Source organism: Mesorhizobium sp. M1328 (genome assembly GCF_040318075.1).
In the GTDB taxonomy this organism is placed as follows: Bacteria; Pseudomonadota; Alphaproteobacteria; order Rhizobiales; family Rhizobiaceae; genus Mesorhizobium.
This window is the reverse complement of sequence record NZ_JAMYLO010000007.1, coordinates 45,097-60,481: the sequence shown is the minus strand read 5'-3', so window position 1 is coordinate 60,481 and position 15,385 is coordinate 45,097. Positions and strand designations below refer to the sequence as shown.

The window sequence follows — 15,385 nt, the reverse complement described above, 5'->3', positions numbered from 1 at the left end:
GCAAGCCTTCAGACGCGACGCGCCTTTGGGGTGGCGGTTATATCGGCGCTGTTCGGCTTGCGCAGGTCGGCATTTGCGGCGACGCGCCCAGGCTTGCGAACTATTTTCGACACGGTGTCGGCCTTCCAGCCGCGGAGCCTGTCCAACGCCGCGTCGCGGTGCAGCAGGCGGTAGCGGTCGAGGAAGATGCGGATCGCCTGCGGGTGCGGAAACTCGGTCGGATAGATGGCCGCCGTGATCAGGAACGCCTTGTCTTCACTAAGGTCGAGCGCGCGCAAGGCGGCCAGCAGCGGCGTGTAGTTGTGACTCGCAGTGAGCGTTCGCGCCGTTGAGAAATCGACTTCGAGCGCATCGGCGAGCGCTGTCTGGAAGAACGCCGCATTGCCGGTCAGCGCGGTCTCGCGCAGCTTGACGTAGGTTTGCGGCTCGACGAACGAACCGATGGCGGTGCCGCTCTCGGCGCGCATCATGGATCGCAGCCGGCGGCGTACAGTTTCGGCGGCGGCATCGGAAGCCTCCTGCCTGCTGGCATCGGCCGCAACCACTTCGGCATTTTCAGACGCGGCGTTGGCAGTCGCCTCGGGCTGTTGCGACCGTACCAGCGTCGGCCTTTCGAGCACTTTGATGAGATCCGCGATCGTTTGATTGAGATCCTTGCGGCGGGCAATGGCACGGGCATGCGGCAGGCCGTGACGCCCGATCAGCGCGATCAGGTCGACGTCGCTGAGGGCGCGCGAGCGGATGAGCAGCGGAGCGGCGATGTCGACCCGCTCCTGGCAAAGCCGCCGCACCAGCGCGGCGGGTGCATATTCGCATTCGGAAAGGGCTGCCGCGACGTAGCGGCGCGATTCAACCGAGACATTGTCGAAAAGCGGCAGCGTCAGGTCTTCGAGCTGCGCGATCTCCCGGCGCGAAGGGCGGGTGAGCGAACAGAATGCCGACACGGCGGCGCGGAACAGCCTTTCGGCCTTTCCCGATTCAGCTCCTGCTGCGATTTGCCTGAAATCCGAAGCTGACACGAAGGATACGCCCGACACTCGACACGATCTGGAGGGCGCTCTGCCGGGCTGTACCGGTTTCGCGTTTCCCAAGAACAAAGATCAATTTAGCGGCGATCCGTTAGCGCTCCGTTAACCTACTGCCTTCTTAATCGACTGTGGAGGCGTTGCGTTGTGCTCCGGGGCAACCGAGAGGAATACGCGAACCATGGGCATGGTACTGTCTTTCGTGCCGCGAACGGCGGCAACCAATCGAGCACAACAAACCGCGCCGGCGGCAGTGATCATCTTTCCCGGGGTGCGCTACGAGCAGCGGCCGCTGACGGGCGAAACGCGGCCGGCCGGCCCCGACAAGCCGGGACCTTCGGGGACATTGCCGGTACCGCATCACTAAGCATCGGAACCGGCTTAAAAATCCTGCAGCTCGCAGGAACTCTGTTCGAGAAACCGCGAGACGATCGGCTTCCAGCTGTCGTCGGGCACGAACGAACGGATGACGAACACGCCTTCCTCTATCGGCGCCTCGACGAAGATGGCCCCTTGCAGTTCCTCGGGAAGATCCTTGCGGACCTCGATCATCTGGGCCGGCGTCAGCACAACGGTGTCGAGCACGCCTGCGGTCGCGCTGTGGTCGTTGAACGAGTAGATGTTGTGGCCGCCGCGGTCATAGACCGATATTGACCAGAACGGCACCTTTCCCGGCGCCTTGACCCGCACCATCCCCTCGGCAAGGTCGAAGCGGCAAGCCGCCGCATAAAACAGCGGATCGACCGATTTCACCACCGGCGCGCCGCCGGCTTCCGCGTCGAGCCTGGTCATCTTGTAGAGATCCGAAGCCATGGCCAATCGCGACCAGGCGTCGCGTTCGGAAAACTCGGGGACGAGCAGCAGCACGATGATGTGCACGATGCCGGCGCCGAGCAGGCCGAGCAGCACGGCATGCAGCAGGCTACGCATTGCAGCCGACCTTTTGGATCTGCGGCAGCGTGACGTCCGAGAGACCGGTGCTGCTGGCGATCGGCGTGTCGTAGAACGTAAGCACCAAGTACATCTTGCCGGCGCCGCTGGTCAGCAGCCAGTTGCCGGGCGCAGGGCGGCTGCCGACGGAAATGACCACCGAATTGTCGGCCTGGCGCAGCACTTGATAGGACTGCAGCGCAGCCGGCCTCGGCTTGCCGGTCTCGACCACGCCAAGCGACTGGTCGGCGGCATAAAGCGTCCAGAACCGGGCGGTGGGAAAGCCGCCCGCAATCTTGTAGGCACATTGCCGCTTGAGCTGTTCGCCGCCGGAATCGCGCTCGGCTATGAAGGACAGTCCTTCCGCCTGTCCGAGCGCCAGCACGCCTTCGCGAGCCACGCGGGCCTTCGAATAGGGATCCGCCGTCGGCGTGCCGATATCGGGGAAGGCGGTCCATTGGCCGATCCTGATCGCGCCGACGCCGTCCTGCAGCTTCAGTGCATACCAGACGCTGCCGCCACCGCCGACGACGGCGATGGCAAGCGAAAGCAGTGTCAGGAAGGCGTTCTTGAGCATGAGGAGGCAGGGAACCGAAGGCCGGGGACTGAAAGATTGCCGCCCGGGGATATCTCGGCGCAGGGCCTTGTGGCAAGCGGCCCCGCGGAATTGGCCGTCACAGCGCCGACAGGGTCTCCGGTGCAGCGGGCGCATCGAGCACGGGTGCCGCCTGGAACAGCTTGGTCAATTCCTTCAAGGTCTGGGTGGTCCGGCTGGACAGCACCGGCGGACGCTCGGCGGCGGCATCGGCTGCTGCCTGATCGGCGTTCTTCTTTTCCGCTTCCTCGGCCTTGGCGGCAATTTCGGCATCAAAGAAGGGGTGATCGAGGCCGGGGATCGGTCTGAGGTCGATATTCTGGTGCGCATAGAGCATCAGGCGCTGCCACACCATGGCCGGCAGCGTGCCGCCGGTCATCTTGTTGGTCGCGGTGAAGTCGTCATTGCCGAGCCAGACGGCGGCCGTGTAGTTGCCGGTAAAGCCGACAAACCAGGCATCGCGGTAGGACTGGGTCGTGCCGGTCTTGCCGGCGACGACGATGTTTGGAAGGGCTGCGCGCCGGGCAGTGCCGATCACCGGCACCGCCGCCAGCATGGTGTTCATGTATTTGAGCGCCTGCTCCGACAGCACCCGGTGCGGCGGCGGCGCATCCTTGGCGAAGTCGTAGACCACCTCGCCGGTACGGGTGAAGAGTTGGCTGACGCCGTGCCGGGTTCCGGCAAAGCCGTTCTGGGCGAACACGCTGTAGCCCGTCGCCTGGTCCATTACGGTCATGCCCGACGTGCCGAGCACCATGGTCTTGTGCGATTCCAGCGGCGACTCGACGCCCATCGCCTCGGCCATCGCCTTGATCGGCTTGATGCCGAGATAATCCTTGGCCAGCCGCACCGGCACCGTGTTGATCGATTTGGCCATCGCCGTGATCAGCGTCACCTTGCCGGCCGACCCGCCATTGTAATTGTGGGGCGACCAGCTGCCCCAGGAGATCGGTCCGCCGGAAACCACCGAATCCGGCGTGAAGCCATGCTCCATCGCCGTCGCATAGACATAGGGCTTGAACGAGGAGCCGGTCTGGCGAAGTGCCTTGGTGGCGCGGTTGAACTGGCTGGCGCCGTAGTCGCGGCCGCCGACGATCGCCCTGACCGCGCCATTGGTCTCGATGACGACGATGGCGCCCTCGGTGACGTTGTATTCCTTGCCGAACTGGCGGAGGTGGAACTCCATCGATTCTTCGGCCGCCTTCTGGATGTTGGCGTCGAAGGTGGTGTGGGCGACGAGCGAGTGCGGGCCGCCTTTGGCGGCGATCTTCTTGACCTCGTCGAAGGCCCAGTCGAGGTAATAGTCGGGGCTCTTCTGCTCGCCGCGGTCGACGATTTCGGCCGGGTGCAATCTTGCCTGCAGCACCTGGCCTTCGGTCATGAAGCCGGAATCGACCAGGTTGGACAGCACCACATTGGCCCGCGCCCGGGCGGCGGGCAGGTTTATGTGCGGCGCATATTTGGTCGGCGCCTTGAACAGGCCGGCCAGCATCGCCGCCTCGGCGAGGTTCAGGTCCTTGACGCTCTTGCCGAAATAGAAATCGGCTGCCGCCTCGATGCCGAAGGTGCCGCCGCCCATATAGGCGCGGTCGAGGTAAAGCTGCAGGATTTCCTTCTTCGACAGATTGGCTTCGAGCCACAGCGACAGGAAGGCTTCCTTGATCTTGCGCTCGAACGTCCGTTCATTGGTCAGGAACAGGTTCTTGGCCAGCTGCTGGGTGATGCTCGAGCCACCCTGGACGACGGAATTGGCCCGCACATTCTCGAATATGGCGCGCGACAGGCCGAGCACATCGATGCCGTAATGGTCGAAGAAACGGCGGTCCTCGGTGGCCAGCACCGCCTTGATGACATGGTCGGGCATCTCGTCGACCGGCACCGAATCGCGCTGGATGATGCCGCGTTGGCCGATCTCGTTGCCGTAGCGGTCGAGGAAGGTGACGGCGAAGTCGCCTTGCGTGCGCCAGTCGCCGGCGGTTATCTGGAAGGCCGGCAAGGCCAGCGCCAAAAGCACGACGATGCCGCCGGCACCGAGCGTAAAGCCTTCACTCAACAGTTCGATCAGGCCGCGGCGCCAGCCGCCGACGCGGAAACGCCGCGAGAAGATGGTCGCCGTCTCCCAGAACTGGCGTGCCCTGAAGCCGATTTCGTAGACCGAGGAATCGATCCACGCATCCACCGCCAGCAGCCTTGCGGCGATCGGACCTCTTCTCTTGCGTGGTTGCAAAGGACTGGCCATTCCAGGATCCGGCTGCGGCGATGCCGCCAACTGAGAAACCGCATGCCGGCAATTTCACGGCGGCGCGCCGCTATGACTATTCGTCCATTTTGGCGCTGCCTACAAGGGCGATGAAGATAAGGGCGATGAAGATACAGCGGGAGGTTTGTCGAGGGGAAGACGGCTCCCGCGAGGCGTCAGCGAAGGATGCTGACCGCCCTGCGCGAGTAGGTGGTGTCGTTAATCTGGGCGAGCATGAAGGCCGCTACGTCGGCCCGCGCCAGTGTCGGCAGCAGCGACGCCGCCCGGATGCCATTGCCATGGCGGAATTCACCCGTTGCCGCTCCATTGCTCAGCTTGGGCGGCCGCACGATGGTCCAGTCGAGACTGGATTGAACGATCAGGCTTTCCTTCATCTCATGGTCCTTCACCTCATTGCGCAGCACCAATGGCACGATGATGTTGCCGAACAGGGGGCCTTGTTGCCACCGGCCGTCGCGAACCCCCAGGAATGAAAGATAGATCAGCCGTTCTGGGCCGGCCTGCTGCATGGCCGCGACGATGAAGCCGATGCCCGCAACCACGGCCGGGTCGCGTCTCAGCGGCACGCCGCCCCCGAGGCAGCTGAAGACCGCATCATGTCCGACAACGGTGCGTTCGACCGCCTGTCGATCGGCGACATTTCCGACAATCACCCTCAGATTTTCGTGGCTGATGGCAAGCTTGCCGGGCGTGCGGACGAAGGCGGTCACCGCATGGTCCTTTGCCAACGCCGCTGAGACGAGCTCACGACCTGTCGCGCCGGAAGCACCAAAGATCAGCAGCTTCATTGTCCGCTCCCTGCAAACCGTTAGCCTGGCTTGCGCCCGGCGACGAAGGCGACCGGCGCTCCGGTTGGACCGGACAGCAGCCGGCTATCGGCATAGCCGCTCTGATCGACCAGCTCCTGGGCTGCGCCTTTTTCGAAGACCGTGCCGCCCCACATTGTGGTGCGGAAGCGGGCGAGGGCGTCCCCCAGTGCGTCGGGTCCGGGATTGATCATTGCCAGCAGCAGCCAGCCGCCGGGCCGCAATGCGGCGTGGCTGCGCCTGACGATGAGCCTGACATCCGGCTCGGGGATGAAGGCGCTTGGCACGAAGACCAGATCGAACGCGTTCATGTCCGCGATATCCTGCCCGAGGCCGGTGCGCAGTTCGATGCGATGTTCGAGCGCGGCCGCCCGGACGTTGGCGGCGGCCTGTGCGATGGCTTCGGGCAGGGGATCGATGCCAACCGCCTTCAGGCCGGGCCATTGCCGAAGCATCGACACCGACAATGCGCCGACGCCGACGCCGATATCCAGGAACGCTGCGCCCGGTGCAGCGAGCCTCTCCGGCAAATCGGCAAGTTGTGGCGCGATCATCCGCTTCAGCAGCGCCGGGAAGCCAGACGAAACATCGCCGAAGGCCTGCCGCAAACCGGCTTCCAGGCCCTCCGCGCTTTCGGAGGAGCCCGACAGCAGCTTGCCACCTGAAAGCAGGTCGACCCGGATGCTGGCCAGCACCGGCGCAAGTTCGATGACGCCAGCACTTGCCACGACATCGGCGGCGCCGAGTTCGGCGAGCACGGCTTCTGTGCGCCGGGCGGCACTGCCATCGAGTGGCGTGCCGGAAATACGCGCCTCCATCGCCAAACCGAGCGCCACCAGCGCATTGGCCGACGTCGCGAGCCGCGCCACCATCGTTCGCAAACCTTCGATGTCCATCGATCGCTTCCCTGAATTGGATCTGGCCTATTCTCGCGCGGACGACATATTCGGGGACATTTGCAATTTCCGGACATCTTTGTGCAAAACTGCACAGGTGCGCGGCTGGGAATTGATCTAGAATGGGTTCGTGATCAGAACCGGCGAACCGGACTGGAATGATTTGCGCTATTTTCTCGCTGCCGCCCGCGCGGGAACGTTGTCGGGAGCGGCGCGCGCACTCGGCGTGCGTCACACGACGATCAGCCGGCGCCTCGCTGCTCTTGAAGGAGCGCTCGGGGTTTCGCTTGTCGTGCGAACGCGGCAGGGCATCGAGATCACGCCGCTTGGCCGGACATTGCTGCCGCTCGGCGATGATCTTGAACGTATCATGGAAGCACTGACGACCCTCGTGCGTTCGGGCAAGAATAGCGTTCGGCTTGCACTGCCGTCCGGGTTCAGCCCTCTTTTTGCAGAGCGTATAGCTGCATTCCACAAGGGCCATCCGGATATCAATCTTGAACTGACGAGCGGCAGCAGGCCTGTGGACGTGCAGCACGGCGAGGCCGATCTCGCGGTCAGGATCGGCACCGTGGCCGACGACGATTTGATTGCGCAGAAGCTTTGCGTTGCGGGCTGGTCAATTTATGCGTCCCAGCGCTATCTCGATCGCCATCCAATGCCCATCGATCCTCGCAATCTGGCTGGACACGAGATCATTGGATTTCACGCAAGCCTCGCCGGCGTACCCGGCGCCAAGTGGATAGAGGCGCACGGCGCCGGCGCGACAATAGTCTTTCGTGTCGCCGAAATGACCGAAATGCTGGCAGCGGCTCTGAGTGGCGCCGGTCTGGCGGTAATGCCCTGCATGTTGGCCGAAGCCGAACCGCGGATGGTGCGCCTTGCCCCCGACATTCTCGGCAACCATCCGGTGTCGCTCGTCTATCGCCGCGAAATCGGGGCGGAGGCGCCGGTGCGCGCCGTCATCCGCTTCGTTGCTACGGTCATCAAGGACCATGCCGTGCTGATCAGCGGCGAGACGCGGTAGGGGTCTGGTTCCGCGCTTGCGCGAGGTGCCGAGGATTGGCAGTCGTCACATGGGACGCTTGTCCGCGATCTTTTTCGGGTCGCGGCCTATCGTGCCGGCGTCGGCTTTCCTGTGCTTGTCGGCAAGCCTGCGAATGCGATCGAAGCGGCTTTCCTCGGCCACTTTGGTCTTCGCCGCCGCATTTGGCTTCGGGACGAATGCGATCATGGATCGATCTCCTTGCCGATGGTGCGCGCCGGGGAAGATACCCCGGCGGCTGTCTTTCAGGCTTGTTTCCGGCAGCGGCTGGTCAATAGCCCATGGCGCCGGTCGAAGCAGCGGCTTCCTTGGCCGAAACGTCGGTGATCATGGCTTCAGCAGTGATCAGGAGCGCGGCAATGGAGCCCGCGTCCTGCAGCGCCGTCCGCACCACCTTAGCGGGGTCGACGATGCCGGCCTTGATCATGTCGACATAGACCTCGTTCTGGGCATCGAAGCCCTGATTGTGGTCCTTGCTGCCGGCGAGCTTGCCGACGACGATCGAACCTTCGACGCCGGAATTCTCGGCAATCTGCCGGATCGGCGCTTCGAGCGCCCTCGACACGATCGAAATGCCCGCCGTCACATCGGCATTGGCTCCGGTCAGCCCGTTCAGCACAGCCTTGGCGCGCAGCAACGCGACGCCGCCGCCGGGAACGATGCCTTCTTCCACGGCGGCGCGCGTGGCATTCAGCGCATCGTCGATGCGGTCCTTCTTTTCCTTGACCTCGGATTCGGTGGCGCCGCCGACGCGGATGACGGCAACGCCGCCCGCCAGCTTGGCGAGACGTTCCTGCAGCTTCTCCTTGTCATAGTCGGAAGTGGTTTCCTCGATTTGCCCCTTGATCTGCTGGACGCGCGCCTGGATGGTGGTCTTCTCGCCGGCGCCGTCGATGATCGTGGTGGTGTCCTTCTCGATCAGCACGCGCTTGGCGCGGCCGAGCATGTCTATGGTGATGTTCTCCAGCTTGATGCCGAGATCCTCGGAAATCATCTGTCCGGCGGTGAGCACGGCGATGTCTTCCAGCATCGCCTTGCGGCGGTCACCGAAGCCAGGAGCCTTGACGGCCGCGACCTTGAGGCCGCCGCGCAGCTTGTTGACGACCAGCGTCGCCAGCGCTTCGCCCTCGACGTCCTCGGAGATGATCAACAGCGGCCTTCCGCTTTGCACCACGGCTTCGAGGATGGGCAGCAGCGCCTGCAGATTGCCGAGCTTCTTTTCGTGGATGAGCACGTAGGGGTCTTCCAGCTCGGCGCGCATTTTTTCGGCATTGGTGACGAAATAGGGCGAGAGATAGCCTCGGTCGAACTGCATGCCTTCGACGACGTCGAGTTCGGTTTCGGCGGTCTTGGCTTCCTCAACGGTGATGACGCCGTCATTGCCGACCTTGTCCATCGCCTTGGCGATCATGGCACCGACGCTGGTGTCGCCATTGGCGGCAATGGTGCCGACCTGCGCGATCTCGCCTGAGGACTTGACCTTCTTGGCGCGGGCCTGGATTTCCTTGACGACGGCGCTGACGGCAAGGTCGATGCCGCGCTTGAGGTCCATCGGGTTCATGCCGGCGGCGACGAATTTGGCGCCCTCGCGCAGGATGGAAGCGGCAAGCACTGTGGCGGTGGTGGTGCCGTCGCCGGCGAGGTCGTTGGTCTTCGAGGCCACTTCGCGCACCATCTGTGCGCCCATGTTCTCGAACTTGTCGGAAAGTTCGATTTCCTTGGCCACCGTCACCCCGTCCTTGGTGATGCGCGGCGCGCCATAGGCCTTGTCGATGATGACGTTGCGGCCTTTGGGGCCGAGTGTCACCTTGACGGCGTTGTTGAGGATTTCGACACCGCGCAGCATGCGGTCACGCGCGTCGGTGGAGAATTTGATTTCCTTGGCAGACATGATTTTTTTCCAGTTCGGTTGGTCGTGGCAAGACGCTTGCAGCGCGCCTGAATCAAAGCTTGGAGCATCCTTTGCGCGCCCGGCAGGGCGCGCGGCATTCCAATCAGGCGGCCTTCTTGGCAGCCACGGTCTTGTCGATGCCCATCTCGCTCTTGTCGATGATGCCCATGATGTCGGCCTCCTTCATGATCAGAAGGTCCTCGCCGTCTATCTTGACCTCGGTGCCGGACCATTTGCCGAACAGGATGAGGTCGCCGGCCTTGACGTCGAGCGCCATCAGCACGCCGCTTTCGTCCCGCGCGCCCGGCCCGACGGCGATCACTTCGCCTTCCTGCGGTTTCTCCTTGGCATTGTCGGGGATGATGATGCCGCCCTTGGATTTGGTGTCGCTTTCGGCGCGCCGAATGACGACGCGATCGTGGAGTGGCCGGAATTTCATGGGGACTCTTTCTGGGGCCGGCTTAGGCGGCCGCCCCTCTCTATAGGCGCTCTGGCACTCGATTGATAGGAGTGCCAAAAAATATTCATACGGCATGTCAAATATTGAATGTATTATTTTGCTAGGCCATCCCCCGGTGTTCGGGGCCTTGCCGAATATTAATGAAATTGAATTTCTGTCCTTGAACACCTATTTTACGGTGAAGCTCACATTCACGACTTTCGCTGCAAGGGAGATTTTACCGATGGCCGAAGGCAATCAGAACATCATGGAAAAAGCTCAGGCTCGCTTCATGGAAAATCAAAAGAAAACAGCGGAGCGGAACAAAGCAACTGCCGAATATCTCTCGGAGGCGAAGGCCAGGATGATCAAGACGGCGAAGCTGAGGGAATTGCGACTGGCCAAGGAAGAGGCGGATCGCGCGGCGGCAGCTCTGAATCCGGTCGCCCCAAAGAAGAAGCGGGCGGCGCGGACAGTCAAGCAGGCCGTATCCGCATCGACGGAGGCCAAATCATGAGCCTGACATTTCCCAATCCCAGCCGCAGCTACGACGAGGCAAGCAAACGCATCCGCTTCGTCGGCCATGACGGCATGTTCCAGATTTCGTTCTCTGTCGCAACCGATGCCATCTCCAAAGTGCAGCCGGGAACGGCGGCCTCGGAAGCTACCTATCTGGCGGCCTTCGACACGGCTTCCAGCTCAATCCACGATGTCGCCAGGAATGCCTATGCCCGCACCCGCAGGAGCATATATGTGCTGACTGCGGCCGATTTTCGCTAGATCCGTAGCGATCCGTTCACAAGACGCTTTCTTGGGGCTTCCGGTCCGCCTTCGCCCGCCGCGATGTCACGACTGTTCAGCCGATCGACCATCGCGCCCGCATCGCGCGTGTTCATGCCGACCATGGGTTGCTGCTTGAGCTCGACCCGCTGGCCGGTGAAGACGTCGAAGACGGTCCAGCTGTGAGGACGTTCCATACGCAGCGCGTAGCGGTTTGCCATCTTGGCGTCCTTTAGTTTCCGCCCGATCGATGAATGTCGCTCGGTCAGGCTTGGGCGACGAAGAATACTGCCGCCAGGACAAGCACCGTCCACAAAACGACGGACAGCTTCAGGGCCAGGCTACCGTGCGCCGAGAGCAGCTCCCGAGTGCGGTTGACCAAATTCTTGATGGTCATCGACATGGTCGGCGCCGCGATCGCGACCGGCCGCGCCCTGGCTCCAAGCTTTCCGAAAACAGGCAGCAGCGATGGCTCGCGCACGAAAACGACCTCGAATGTTTGGAAACCAGACATCTTCATAGCATCGTTCTTCGAACTCCCTGCATGCCAAATGAATTCGCCAGTTGGCATTGCCCTCAAGGGCGTTCGTGACGCGAAACGTCGCGGGTTGCAGGAGCAGGGCTTATTTCCGAGATCATGAAGGTTCATAATCCGCATGAGACGCGCTGATTCGCGCTTTGCCGGGATGCCGTCATGCAACGCAGCTACGCAGCCGGGAGGTCGACGCGACGGGCGAGGGGCAAGACAATGACCGCGCCGGCCGTCGAATTGCAGAGGGCCATATTCGAGGCAGTGAACGGCGATCCCGACCTGTCGGCGGCACTGGGCGATGCAAGATTGTTCGACCATGCGCCGGAAAATGTTGCGTTACCCCACATGACCTTCGGTCGCACCAGCGTCTACGACTGGGCGACGGGGATGGAGAACGACGCCGAACAGTTGCTGACGTTGCATGTCTGGTCGAAATCCGAGGCCAGCAACGAAACCAACGACATCATGGACCTGGTCAGCACCCGCCTACGAGATGCGGCGCTCTCGCTTGGCGAGCATCGCCGCGTCCATCTCAAGCTCGAATTCGCCGAAGCCCGCTACGACGAGGACCTTTCGGCCCATCACGGGCTGCTGCGCTTCCGCGCCGAGATCAAGGACGAGGGCTGACCACCGGGCACTTTCCGCAAAATCGGGCAATTTTGTTCTTGCTTTGTGCCGGCAGCTATGCTACTAATTTGGATATGGTGCTGATTGGCCCCAGCGACCCGCCCCGAGGCGGGTTTTTTGTTTTCAGGTTCGGTTCGCCTGAACTGCCATCGGTTGCCTTGGGCCGGATGCTTCGTCCTCCCAAATGATCCTGCCCGCCAGATGATGCCGGTTGTCGGCGAAGGATTGGAGGGCTAGGTTAAACATTGGCGATTTCGCGGGCCGGGCGGCGAAATGGCAATCCGGTAATCTCGCGCTTCAGGGGTGTGGCGGGCATGCATTCAAGCGTTCACCGTTCATATCACGTTCAGCACCGGCGCGTTAGAACGCTGGCCATGAAAACCCTTCGCTCCCACTTCCGGACCGCGGCACTGGCGCTCTCAGTCGCCGGTCTGCTTGCGTCGCAAGCGATGGCGATCCCCGCTGTCGCGCCCGAGCAGCCCCAGCCGGTCGTCCTCGCCGCGTCCGACTGCTACGCGATCGGCCAGCAGGTGGCAGAGCAGAATGGCGGCACCTTGGCCAAGGCCTCGCAGTCGACACGCGGCGGCCAGCCGGTCTGCGTCATCGTCGTGCTCGTTCCGGGCAAGGACGGGCAGCGTCCCCGTCGCTCGGAGATCGTCGTTCCGCTGAACTGAACCGTGCCGTTTCCCAGTCTGCCGGAATCGGCCTATATCTGAACAGCTTCAACAGGCCTTCCGCATGCGCGTACTCGTCGTCGAAGATGACAAGGATCTCAACCGGCAGATCGGCGACGCGCTGGTCGATGCCGGCTATGTCGTCGACCGCGCTTTCGACGGCGAGGAAGGGCACTTTCTCGGCGACACCGAGCCCTACGATGCCGTAGTGCTCGACATCGGCCTGCCGCAGATGGACGGCATCAGCGTGGTCGAGCGCTGGCGGCGCGGCGGCCGCAAGATGCCGGTACTGATCCTGACGGCACGCGACCGCTGGAGCGACAAGGTTGCCGGCATCGACGCCGGCGCCGACGACTACGTCACCAAACCTTTCCACATCGAGGAAATCCTGGCCAGAGTACGGGCCTTGATCCGGCGTGCCGCCGGGCATGCCTCGTCCGAGCTGACCTGCGGGCCGCTGCGTCTCGACACCAAGGCCTCCAAGGCCGACGTCGACGGCGTGCCGCTGAAGCTGACCTCGCACGAATTCCGCTTGCTTGCCTACCTCATGCACCATATGGGCGAGGTGGTGTCCCGGACCGAACTGGTCGAGCATCTCTACGACCAGGATTTCGACCGCGATTCCAACACGATCGAGGTCTTTGTCGGACGGCTTCGCAAGAAGATGGGCATCGACATGATCGAAACCGTTCGCGGCATGGGCTACCGCATGCGTAAGCCGGAGGCGTAACGCGGAACCGCTGCCTACAAAACCCGCCGTCTCGAACACGCCGTCGCTGCGGTCATGGCCGCGTTCGGTGGCGTTTCGCGTCATCGCCTTTTCCACGGTCTGGGCGATCCTCACTCTGGTCGTCATCTTCACCTTGATCACCACGCTCTATCGCCAGGCCAGCGAGCGCGGTTTCGACAGCCTGCTTTCGGCGCATCTGTTCAACCTGATCGGCTCGGTCGGCGTTTCCGAAAGCGGCCAGTTGACGGGCGCCCCCGACCTTGGCGATTTGCGGTTCTCGGAGCCGAATTCCGGCTGGTACTGGTCGGTCGAGCCTGCCTCGGAAGGCGTGCACGGCGATCTCCATTCGTCGTCGATGACCAAGGTGATCCCGTCGCCAAGCGTTGCCGAGGTGCCCTTCAATGCCAGCTTCCAGCGTAGCTATTCAGCGGACGGCATCGAAGGCGAACAACTCGAGGTGTTCGAGAGCGAGTTCGTCCTCGATGCGAAAAACCGCGCCGCGCGCTTCCGCGTCATGGGCAACCAGACCGAGCTCGAGCAGGAAATCGCCACCTTCCAGCGGCGCCTTTTGACCTATCTGTCGCTGTTCGGCGTCGGCATGATCGCCATCAATGCGATTGCCATCCTGCTCGGCCTGCAGCCATTGCGCCGGGTCAGGAATGCGCTTGCCATGGTGCGCGAAGGAACCGCGCAACGCCTCGACGGCCGTTTCCCGGCCGAGATCGAACCGCTCGCCAACGAGACCAATGCGCTGATCGAGAACAACAGGCGTATCGTCGAGCGGTCGCGCACGCAGGTCGGCAACCTGGCGCACTCGCTGAAGACGCCGCTTGCCGTGCTGCTCAACGAGGGGCGGGCGCTGGGTGGCGCCAAAGGCCAGCTGATCGCCGAGCAGGCCGCTTCCATGCAGAAGCAGGTGGATCACTATCTGCAACGTGCCCGCGTCGCTGCGCAGCGCGACAGCGTCGTCTACCGTACGCCGGTGACACCGCTGGTCCAGCGCATGGTGCGGGTGCTGCAGAAGCTCAACCCGCAGACGACGCTTTCGCTCTCACTGCCGGCCACCGACATCGTTTTTGCCGGCGAACGCGAGGATCTGGAGGAGCTGCTCGGCAATCTGCTCGACAATGCGATGAAATGGGCAAGGAGCGCGGTCGCCGTTTCCGTCAAGCCCGTTGCCGGCGAGGAAGGTGCGGCCAGTCTGTTCGAGATTAGCATCGAGGATGACGGCCCCGGCATTCCCGACGACAAGGCGCGCGAGGTATTGCAGCGCGGACGGCGTCTCGACGAGACAAAACCGGGCAGCGGGCTCGGACTTGCCATTGTCGCCGACCTTATCAACGAGTATGGAGGCGTTCTGGCGCTGGAACGATCCGTCATGGGTGGATTGAAGGCGATGGTTCGGTTGCGGAGCCTTCAGTAATGCTTCTCCAGGTGGCCGGCTGCGGCCAAATTTCCGACAAACATCGACATTATGGCCGCGTCAGCCTGCTGACAGCGCGGCGGTCCAGCTCAAGAAAGCCGGTATTGGCATGAAGATTCGCGTCGCGCTCGTTTCCGCCCTGCTCGCCGTTTCCGGCTGTACGACGCTCGGCAAGGGCCAGGCCGTTACGGTGACGCCGGCCGCCACGCCTCCCAGCGGCGCCAAGGTGGCGACGACGATCATCTCCGCCATGGGCGGCGGCCTCGTCGGCGGCTCTATCGGCGCCGGCCTGAGCGAGACCGAGAAGCGCAGCGCGCTCGAGGCGGAATACAAGGCGCTTGAATACACGGCGAGCGGCCAGAAAGTGGCTTGGAAGAGCGACAGTTCGGCCCATCGCGGCGAAGTGGTCGCCGCCCAGCCCTATCGCGTCGGCTCACAGGACTGCCGGCAATACACCCATACGGTGTTTACCGGCACCGCCGGCGCCACCGCGCGCGGGACGGCCTGCCGCAATGCCGACGGCAGCTGGACGCCGCTGACGTAGCTGGCCCGGCCGTCGATCCGCCGATTCCGGTCCGGCACTAAAGCGCGTCGCGTTCGACCGGCCTCATGCGACGCGCTTTAGGTTCTTGTTTTGATGCATGGTCGTTATCGCAAAACCGCTGCACACTTTTGCGCGACATGCATTATCGATCGGAGCGGCCCCGCCAAAGCGTCGCAGCACGCTTGTGT

General features: G+C 63.0%; 20 protein-coding genes. 9 read left to right on the top strand and 11 right to left on the bottom strand.

Annotation, left to right across the window (positions count from 1 at the left end):
- Positions 1-8: 8 nt before the first annotated feature.
- Positions 9-1,019 (bottom strand): DUF2336 domain-containing protein, encoded by a 1,011-nt coding sequence (locus NKH23_RS15485; protein WP_352914519.1) that lies wholly within the window; start codon positions 1,017-1,019, stop codon positions 9-11.
- A 187-nt stretch (positions 1,020-1,206) separates the two neighbouring features.
- Between NKH23_RS15485 and NKH23_RS15480 the strand changes: the two genes are divergently transcribed.
- Positions 1,207-1,392: a hypothetical protein gene (locus tag NKH23_RS15480; protein ID WP_292658434.1), complete on the top strand. Its 186-nt coding sequence runs from the start codon at positions 1,207-1,209 to the stop codon at positions 1,390-1,392.
- A gap of 14 nt (positions 1,393-1,406) precedes the next feature.
- Here NKH23_RS15480 and NKH23_RS15475 read toward each other — a convergent pair whose 3' ends face one another.
- From NKH23_RS15475 to NKH23_RS15455, 5 genes are all read right to left on the bottom strand, one after another.
- Positions 1,407-1,955, bottom strand: coding sequence for a DUF1254 domain-containing protein (locus NKH23_RS15475; RefSeq protein WP_292658433.1), 549 nt, complete (start codon positions 1,953-1,955; stop codon positions 1,407-1,409).
- Positions 1,948-2,532 carry a DUF1214 domain-containing protein gene (locus tag NKH23_RS15470; RefSeq protein ID WP_352449049.1) on the bottom strand — a complete coding sequence of 195 codons (585 nt, stop codon included), beginning with the start codon at positions 2,530-2,532 and terminating at the stop codon, positions 1,948-1,950. Before NKH23_RS15470 ends, NKH23_RS15475 begins: the two co-directional genes overlap by 8 nt.
- A gap of 97 nt (positions 2,533-2,629) precedes the next feature.
- Positions 2,630-4,789 carry a transglycosylase domain-containing protein gene (locus NKH23_RS15465; RefSeq protein ID WP_352914523.1) on the bottom strand — a complete coding sequence of 720 codons (2,160 nt, stop codon included), beginning with the start codon at positions 4,787-4,789 and terminating at the stop codon, positions 2,630-2,632.
- Positions 4,790-4,965: 176 nt separating this feature from the next.
- Positions 4,966-5,598, bottom strand: coding sequence for an NAD(P)-dependent oxidoreductase (locus NKH23_RS15460; protein ID WP_352914526.1), 633 nt, complete (start codon positions 5,596-5,598; stop codon positions 4,966-4,968).
- Between the two features lie 20 nt (positions 5,599-5,618).
- The gene (locus NKH23_RS15455; RefSeq protein ID WP_352914529.1) at positions 5,619-6,512 is read right to left on the bottom strand and encodes a class I SAM-dependent methyltransferase; all 894 of its coding nucleotides are present in this window, start codon (positions 6,510-6,512) and stop codon (positions 5,619-5,621) included.
- 130 nt (positions 6,513-6,642) lie between these two features.
- On the opposite strand from NKH23_RS15455, the gene NKH23_RS15450 reads away from it, so the two are divergent.
- Positions 6,643-7,539, top strand: coding sequence for a LysR family transcriptional regulator (locus NKH23_RS15450; RefSeq protein ID WP_353035024.1), 897 nt, complete (start codon positions 6,643-6,645; stop codon positions 7,537-7,539).
- Between the two features lie 45 nt (positions 7,540-7,584).
- Here NKH23_RS15450 and NKH23_RS15445 read toward each other — a convergent pair whose 3' ends face one another.
- The 3 genes from NKH23_RS15445 to NKH23_RS15435 all read right to left on the bottom strand — a co-directional run bounded on the left by NKH23_RS15445 (position 7,585) and on the right by NKH23_RS15435 (position 9,887).
- Positions 7,585-7,746, bottom strand: coding sequence for a hypothetical protein (locus NKH23_RS15445; RefSeq protein ID WP_352525670.1), 162 nt, complete (start codon positions 7,744-7,746; stop codon positions 7,585-7,587).
- An 82-nt stretch (positions 7,747-7,828) separates the two neighbouring features.
- Entirely contained in the window at positions 7,829-9,448 is a 1,620-nt protein-coding gene (groL, locus tag NKH23_RS15440; protein ID WP_352914535.1) for a chaperonin GroEL, read from the bottom strand.
- A 103-nt stretch (positions 9,449-9,551) separates the two neighbouring features.
- Entirely contained in the window at positions 9,552-9,887 is a 336-nt protein-coding gene (locus NKH23_RS15435) for a co-chaperone GroES (protein ID WP_352914538.1), read from the bottom strand.
- A gap of 244 nt (positions 9,888-10,131) precedes the next feature.
- Between NKH23_RS15435 and NKH23_RS15430 the strand changes: the two genes are divergently transcribed.
- Positions 10,132-10,404 (top strand): hypothetical protein, encoded by a 273-nt coding sequence (locus tag NKH23_RS15430; RefSeq protein ID WP_352468936.1) that lies wholly within the window; start codon positions 10,132-10,134, stop codon positions 10,402-10,404.
- Positions 10,401-10,667 carry a DUF1488 family protein gene (locus tag NKH23_RS15425; RefSeq protein WP_023718394.1) on the top strand — a complete coding sequence of 89 codons (267 nt, stop codon included), beginning with the start codon at positions 10,401-10,403 and terminating at the stop codon, positions 10,665-10,667. The genes NKH23_RS15430 and NKH23_RS15425 overlap by 4 nt, the downstream gene beginning before the upstream one ends.
- Here NKH23_RS15425 and NKH23_RS15420 read toward each other — a convergent pair.
- Both NKH23_RS15420 and NKH23_RS15415 read right to left on the bottom strand, forming a co-directional pair.
- Positions 10,664-10,888, bottom strand: coding sequence for a hypothetical protein (locus NKH23_RS15420; RefSeq protein ID WP_352914540.1), 225 nt, complete (start codon positions 10,886-10,888; stop codon positions 10,664-10,666). The genes NKH23_RS15425 and NKH23_RS15420 overlap by 4 nt on opposite strands.
- Positions 10,889-10,932: 44 nt before the next feature.
- Entirely contained in the window at positions 10,933-11,181 is a 249-nt protein-coding gene (locus NKH23_RS15415; RefSeq protein ID WP_352914543.1) for a hypothetical protein, read from the bottom strand.
- 234 nt (positions 11,182-11,415) lie between these two features.
- Between NKH23_RS15415 and NKH23_RS15410 the strand changes: the two genes are divergently transcribed.
- From NKH23_RS15410 to NKH23_RS15390, 5 genes are all read left to right on the top strand, one after another.
- Positions 11,416-11,826, top strand: coding sequence for a DUF3168 domain-containing protein (locus NKH23_RS15410; protein WP_353035022.1), 411 nt, complete (start codon positions 11,416-11,418; stop codon positions 11,824-11,826).
- A 374-nt stretch (positions 11,827-12,200) separates the two neighbouring features.
- A complete protein-coding gene (locus NKH23_RS15405) occupies positions 12,201-12,500 on the top strand; it encodes a hypothetical protein (RefSeq protein ID WP_352914549.1) in 300 nt (99 codons plus the stop codon).
- Between the two features lie 64 nt (positions 12,501-12,564).
- A complete protein-coding gene (locus NKH23_RS15400) occupies positions 12,565-13,230 on the top strand; it encodes a response regulator transcription factor (protein ID WP_023718390.1) in 666 nt (221 codons plus the stop codon).
- Positions 13,231-13,240: 10 nt separating this feature from the next.
- The gene (locus tag NKH23_RS15395) at positions 13,241-14,653 is read left to right on the top strand and encodes an ATP-binding protein (RefSeq protein ID WP_352914655.1); all 1,413 of its coding nucleotides are present in this window, start codon (positions 13,241-13,243) and stop codon (positions 14,651-14,653) included.
- Positions 14,654-14,762: 109 nt separating this feature from the next.
- Positions 14,763-15,197 (top strand): RT0821/Lpp0805 family surface protein, encoded by a 435-nt coding sequence (locus tag NKH23_RS15390; protein ID WP_352914552.1) that lies wholly within the window; start codon positions 14,763-14,765, stop codon positions 15,195-15,197.
- Positions 15,198-15,385 lie beyond the last annotated feature (188 nt).

What these genes read in the sequence shown, in the direction of transcription:
- NKH23_RS15480 (WP_292658434.1), top strand. Translation starts at nt 1,207, where the DNA reads ATGGGCATGGTACTGTCTTTCGTGCCGCGAACGGCGGCAACCAATCGA.
- NKH23_RS15475 (WP_292658433.1), bottom strand. Translation starts at nt 1,955, where the DNA reads ATGCGTAGCCTGCTGCATGCCGTGCTGCTCGGCCTGCTCGGCGCCGGC.
- NKH23_RS15470 (WP_352449049.1), bottom strand. Translation starts at nt 2,532, where the DNA reads ATGCTCAAGAACGCCTTCCTGACACTGCTTTCGCTTGCCATCGCCGTC.
- NKH23_RS15465 (WP_352914523.1), bottom strand. Translation starts at nt 4,789, where the DNA reads ATGGCCAGTCCTTTGCAACCACGCAAGAGAAGAGGTCCGATCGCCGCA.
- NKH23_RS15460 (WP_352914526.1), bottom strand. Translation starts at nt 5,598, where the DNA reads ATGAAGCTGCTGATCTTTGGTGCTTCCGGCGCGACAGGTCGTGAGCTC.
- NKH23_RS15455 (WP_352914529.1), bottom strand. Translation starts at nt 6,512, where the DNA reads ATGGACATCGAAGGTTTGCGAACGATGGTGGCGCGGCTCGCGACGTCG.
- NKH23_RS15445 (WP_352525670.1), bottom strand. Translation starts at nt 7,746, where the DNA reads ATGATCGCATTCGTCCCGAAGCCAAATGCGGCGGCGAAGACCAAAGTG.
- groL (WP_352914535.1), bottom strand. Translation starts at nt 9,448, where the DNA reads ATGTCTGCCAAGGAAATCAAATTCTCCACCGACGCGCGTGACCGCATG.
- NKH23_RS15435 (WP_352914538.1), bottom strand. Translation starts at nt 9,887, where the DNA reads ATGAAATTCCGGCCACTCCACGATCGCGTCGTCATTCGGCGCGCCGAA.
- NKH23_RS15430 (WP_352468936.1), top strand. Translation starts at nt 10,132, where the DNA reads ATGGCCGAAGGCAATCAGAACATCATGGAAAAAGCTCAGGCTCGCTTC.
- NKH23_RS15425 (WP_023718394.1), top strand. Translation starts at nt 10,401, where the DNA reads ATGAGCCTGACATTTCCCAATCCCAGCCGCAGCTACGACGAGGCAAGC.
- NKH23_RS15420 (WP_352914540.1), bottom strand. Translation starts at nt 10,888, where the DNA reads ATGGCAAACCGCTACGCGCTGCGTATGGAACGTCCTCACAGCTGGACC.
- NKH23_RS15415 (WP_352914543.1), bottom strand. Translation starts at nt 11,181, where the DNA reads ATGTCTGGTTTCCAAACATTCGAGGTCGTTTTCGTGCGCGAGCCATCG.
- NKH23_RS15410 (WP_353035022.1), top strand. Translation starts at nt 11,416, where the DNA reads ATGACCGCGCCGGCCGTCGAATTGCAGAGGGCCATATTCGAGGCAGTG.
- NKH23_RS15405 (WP_352914549.1), top strand. Translation starts at nt 12,201, where the DNA reads ATGAAAACCCTTCGCTCCCACTTCCGGACCGCGGCACTGGCGCTCTCA.
- NKH23_RS15400 (WP_023718390.1), top strand. Translation starts at nt 12,565, where the DNA reads ATGCGCGTACTCGTCGTCGAAGATGACAAGGATCTCAACCGGCAGATC.
- NKH23_RS15390 (WP_352914552.1), top strand. Translation starts at nt 14,763, where the DNA reads ATGAAGATTCGCGTCGCGCTCGTTTCCGCCCTGCTCGCCGTTTCCGGC.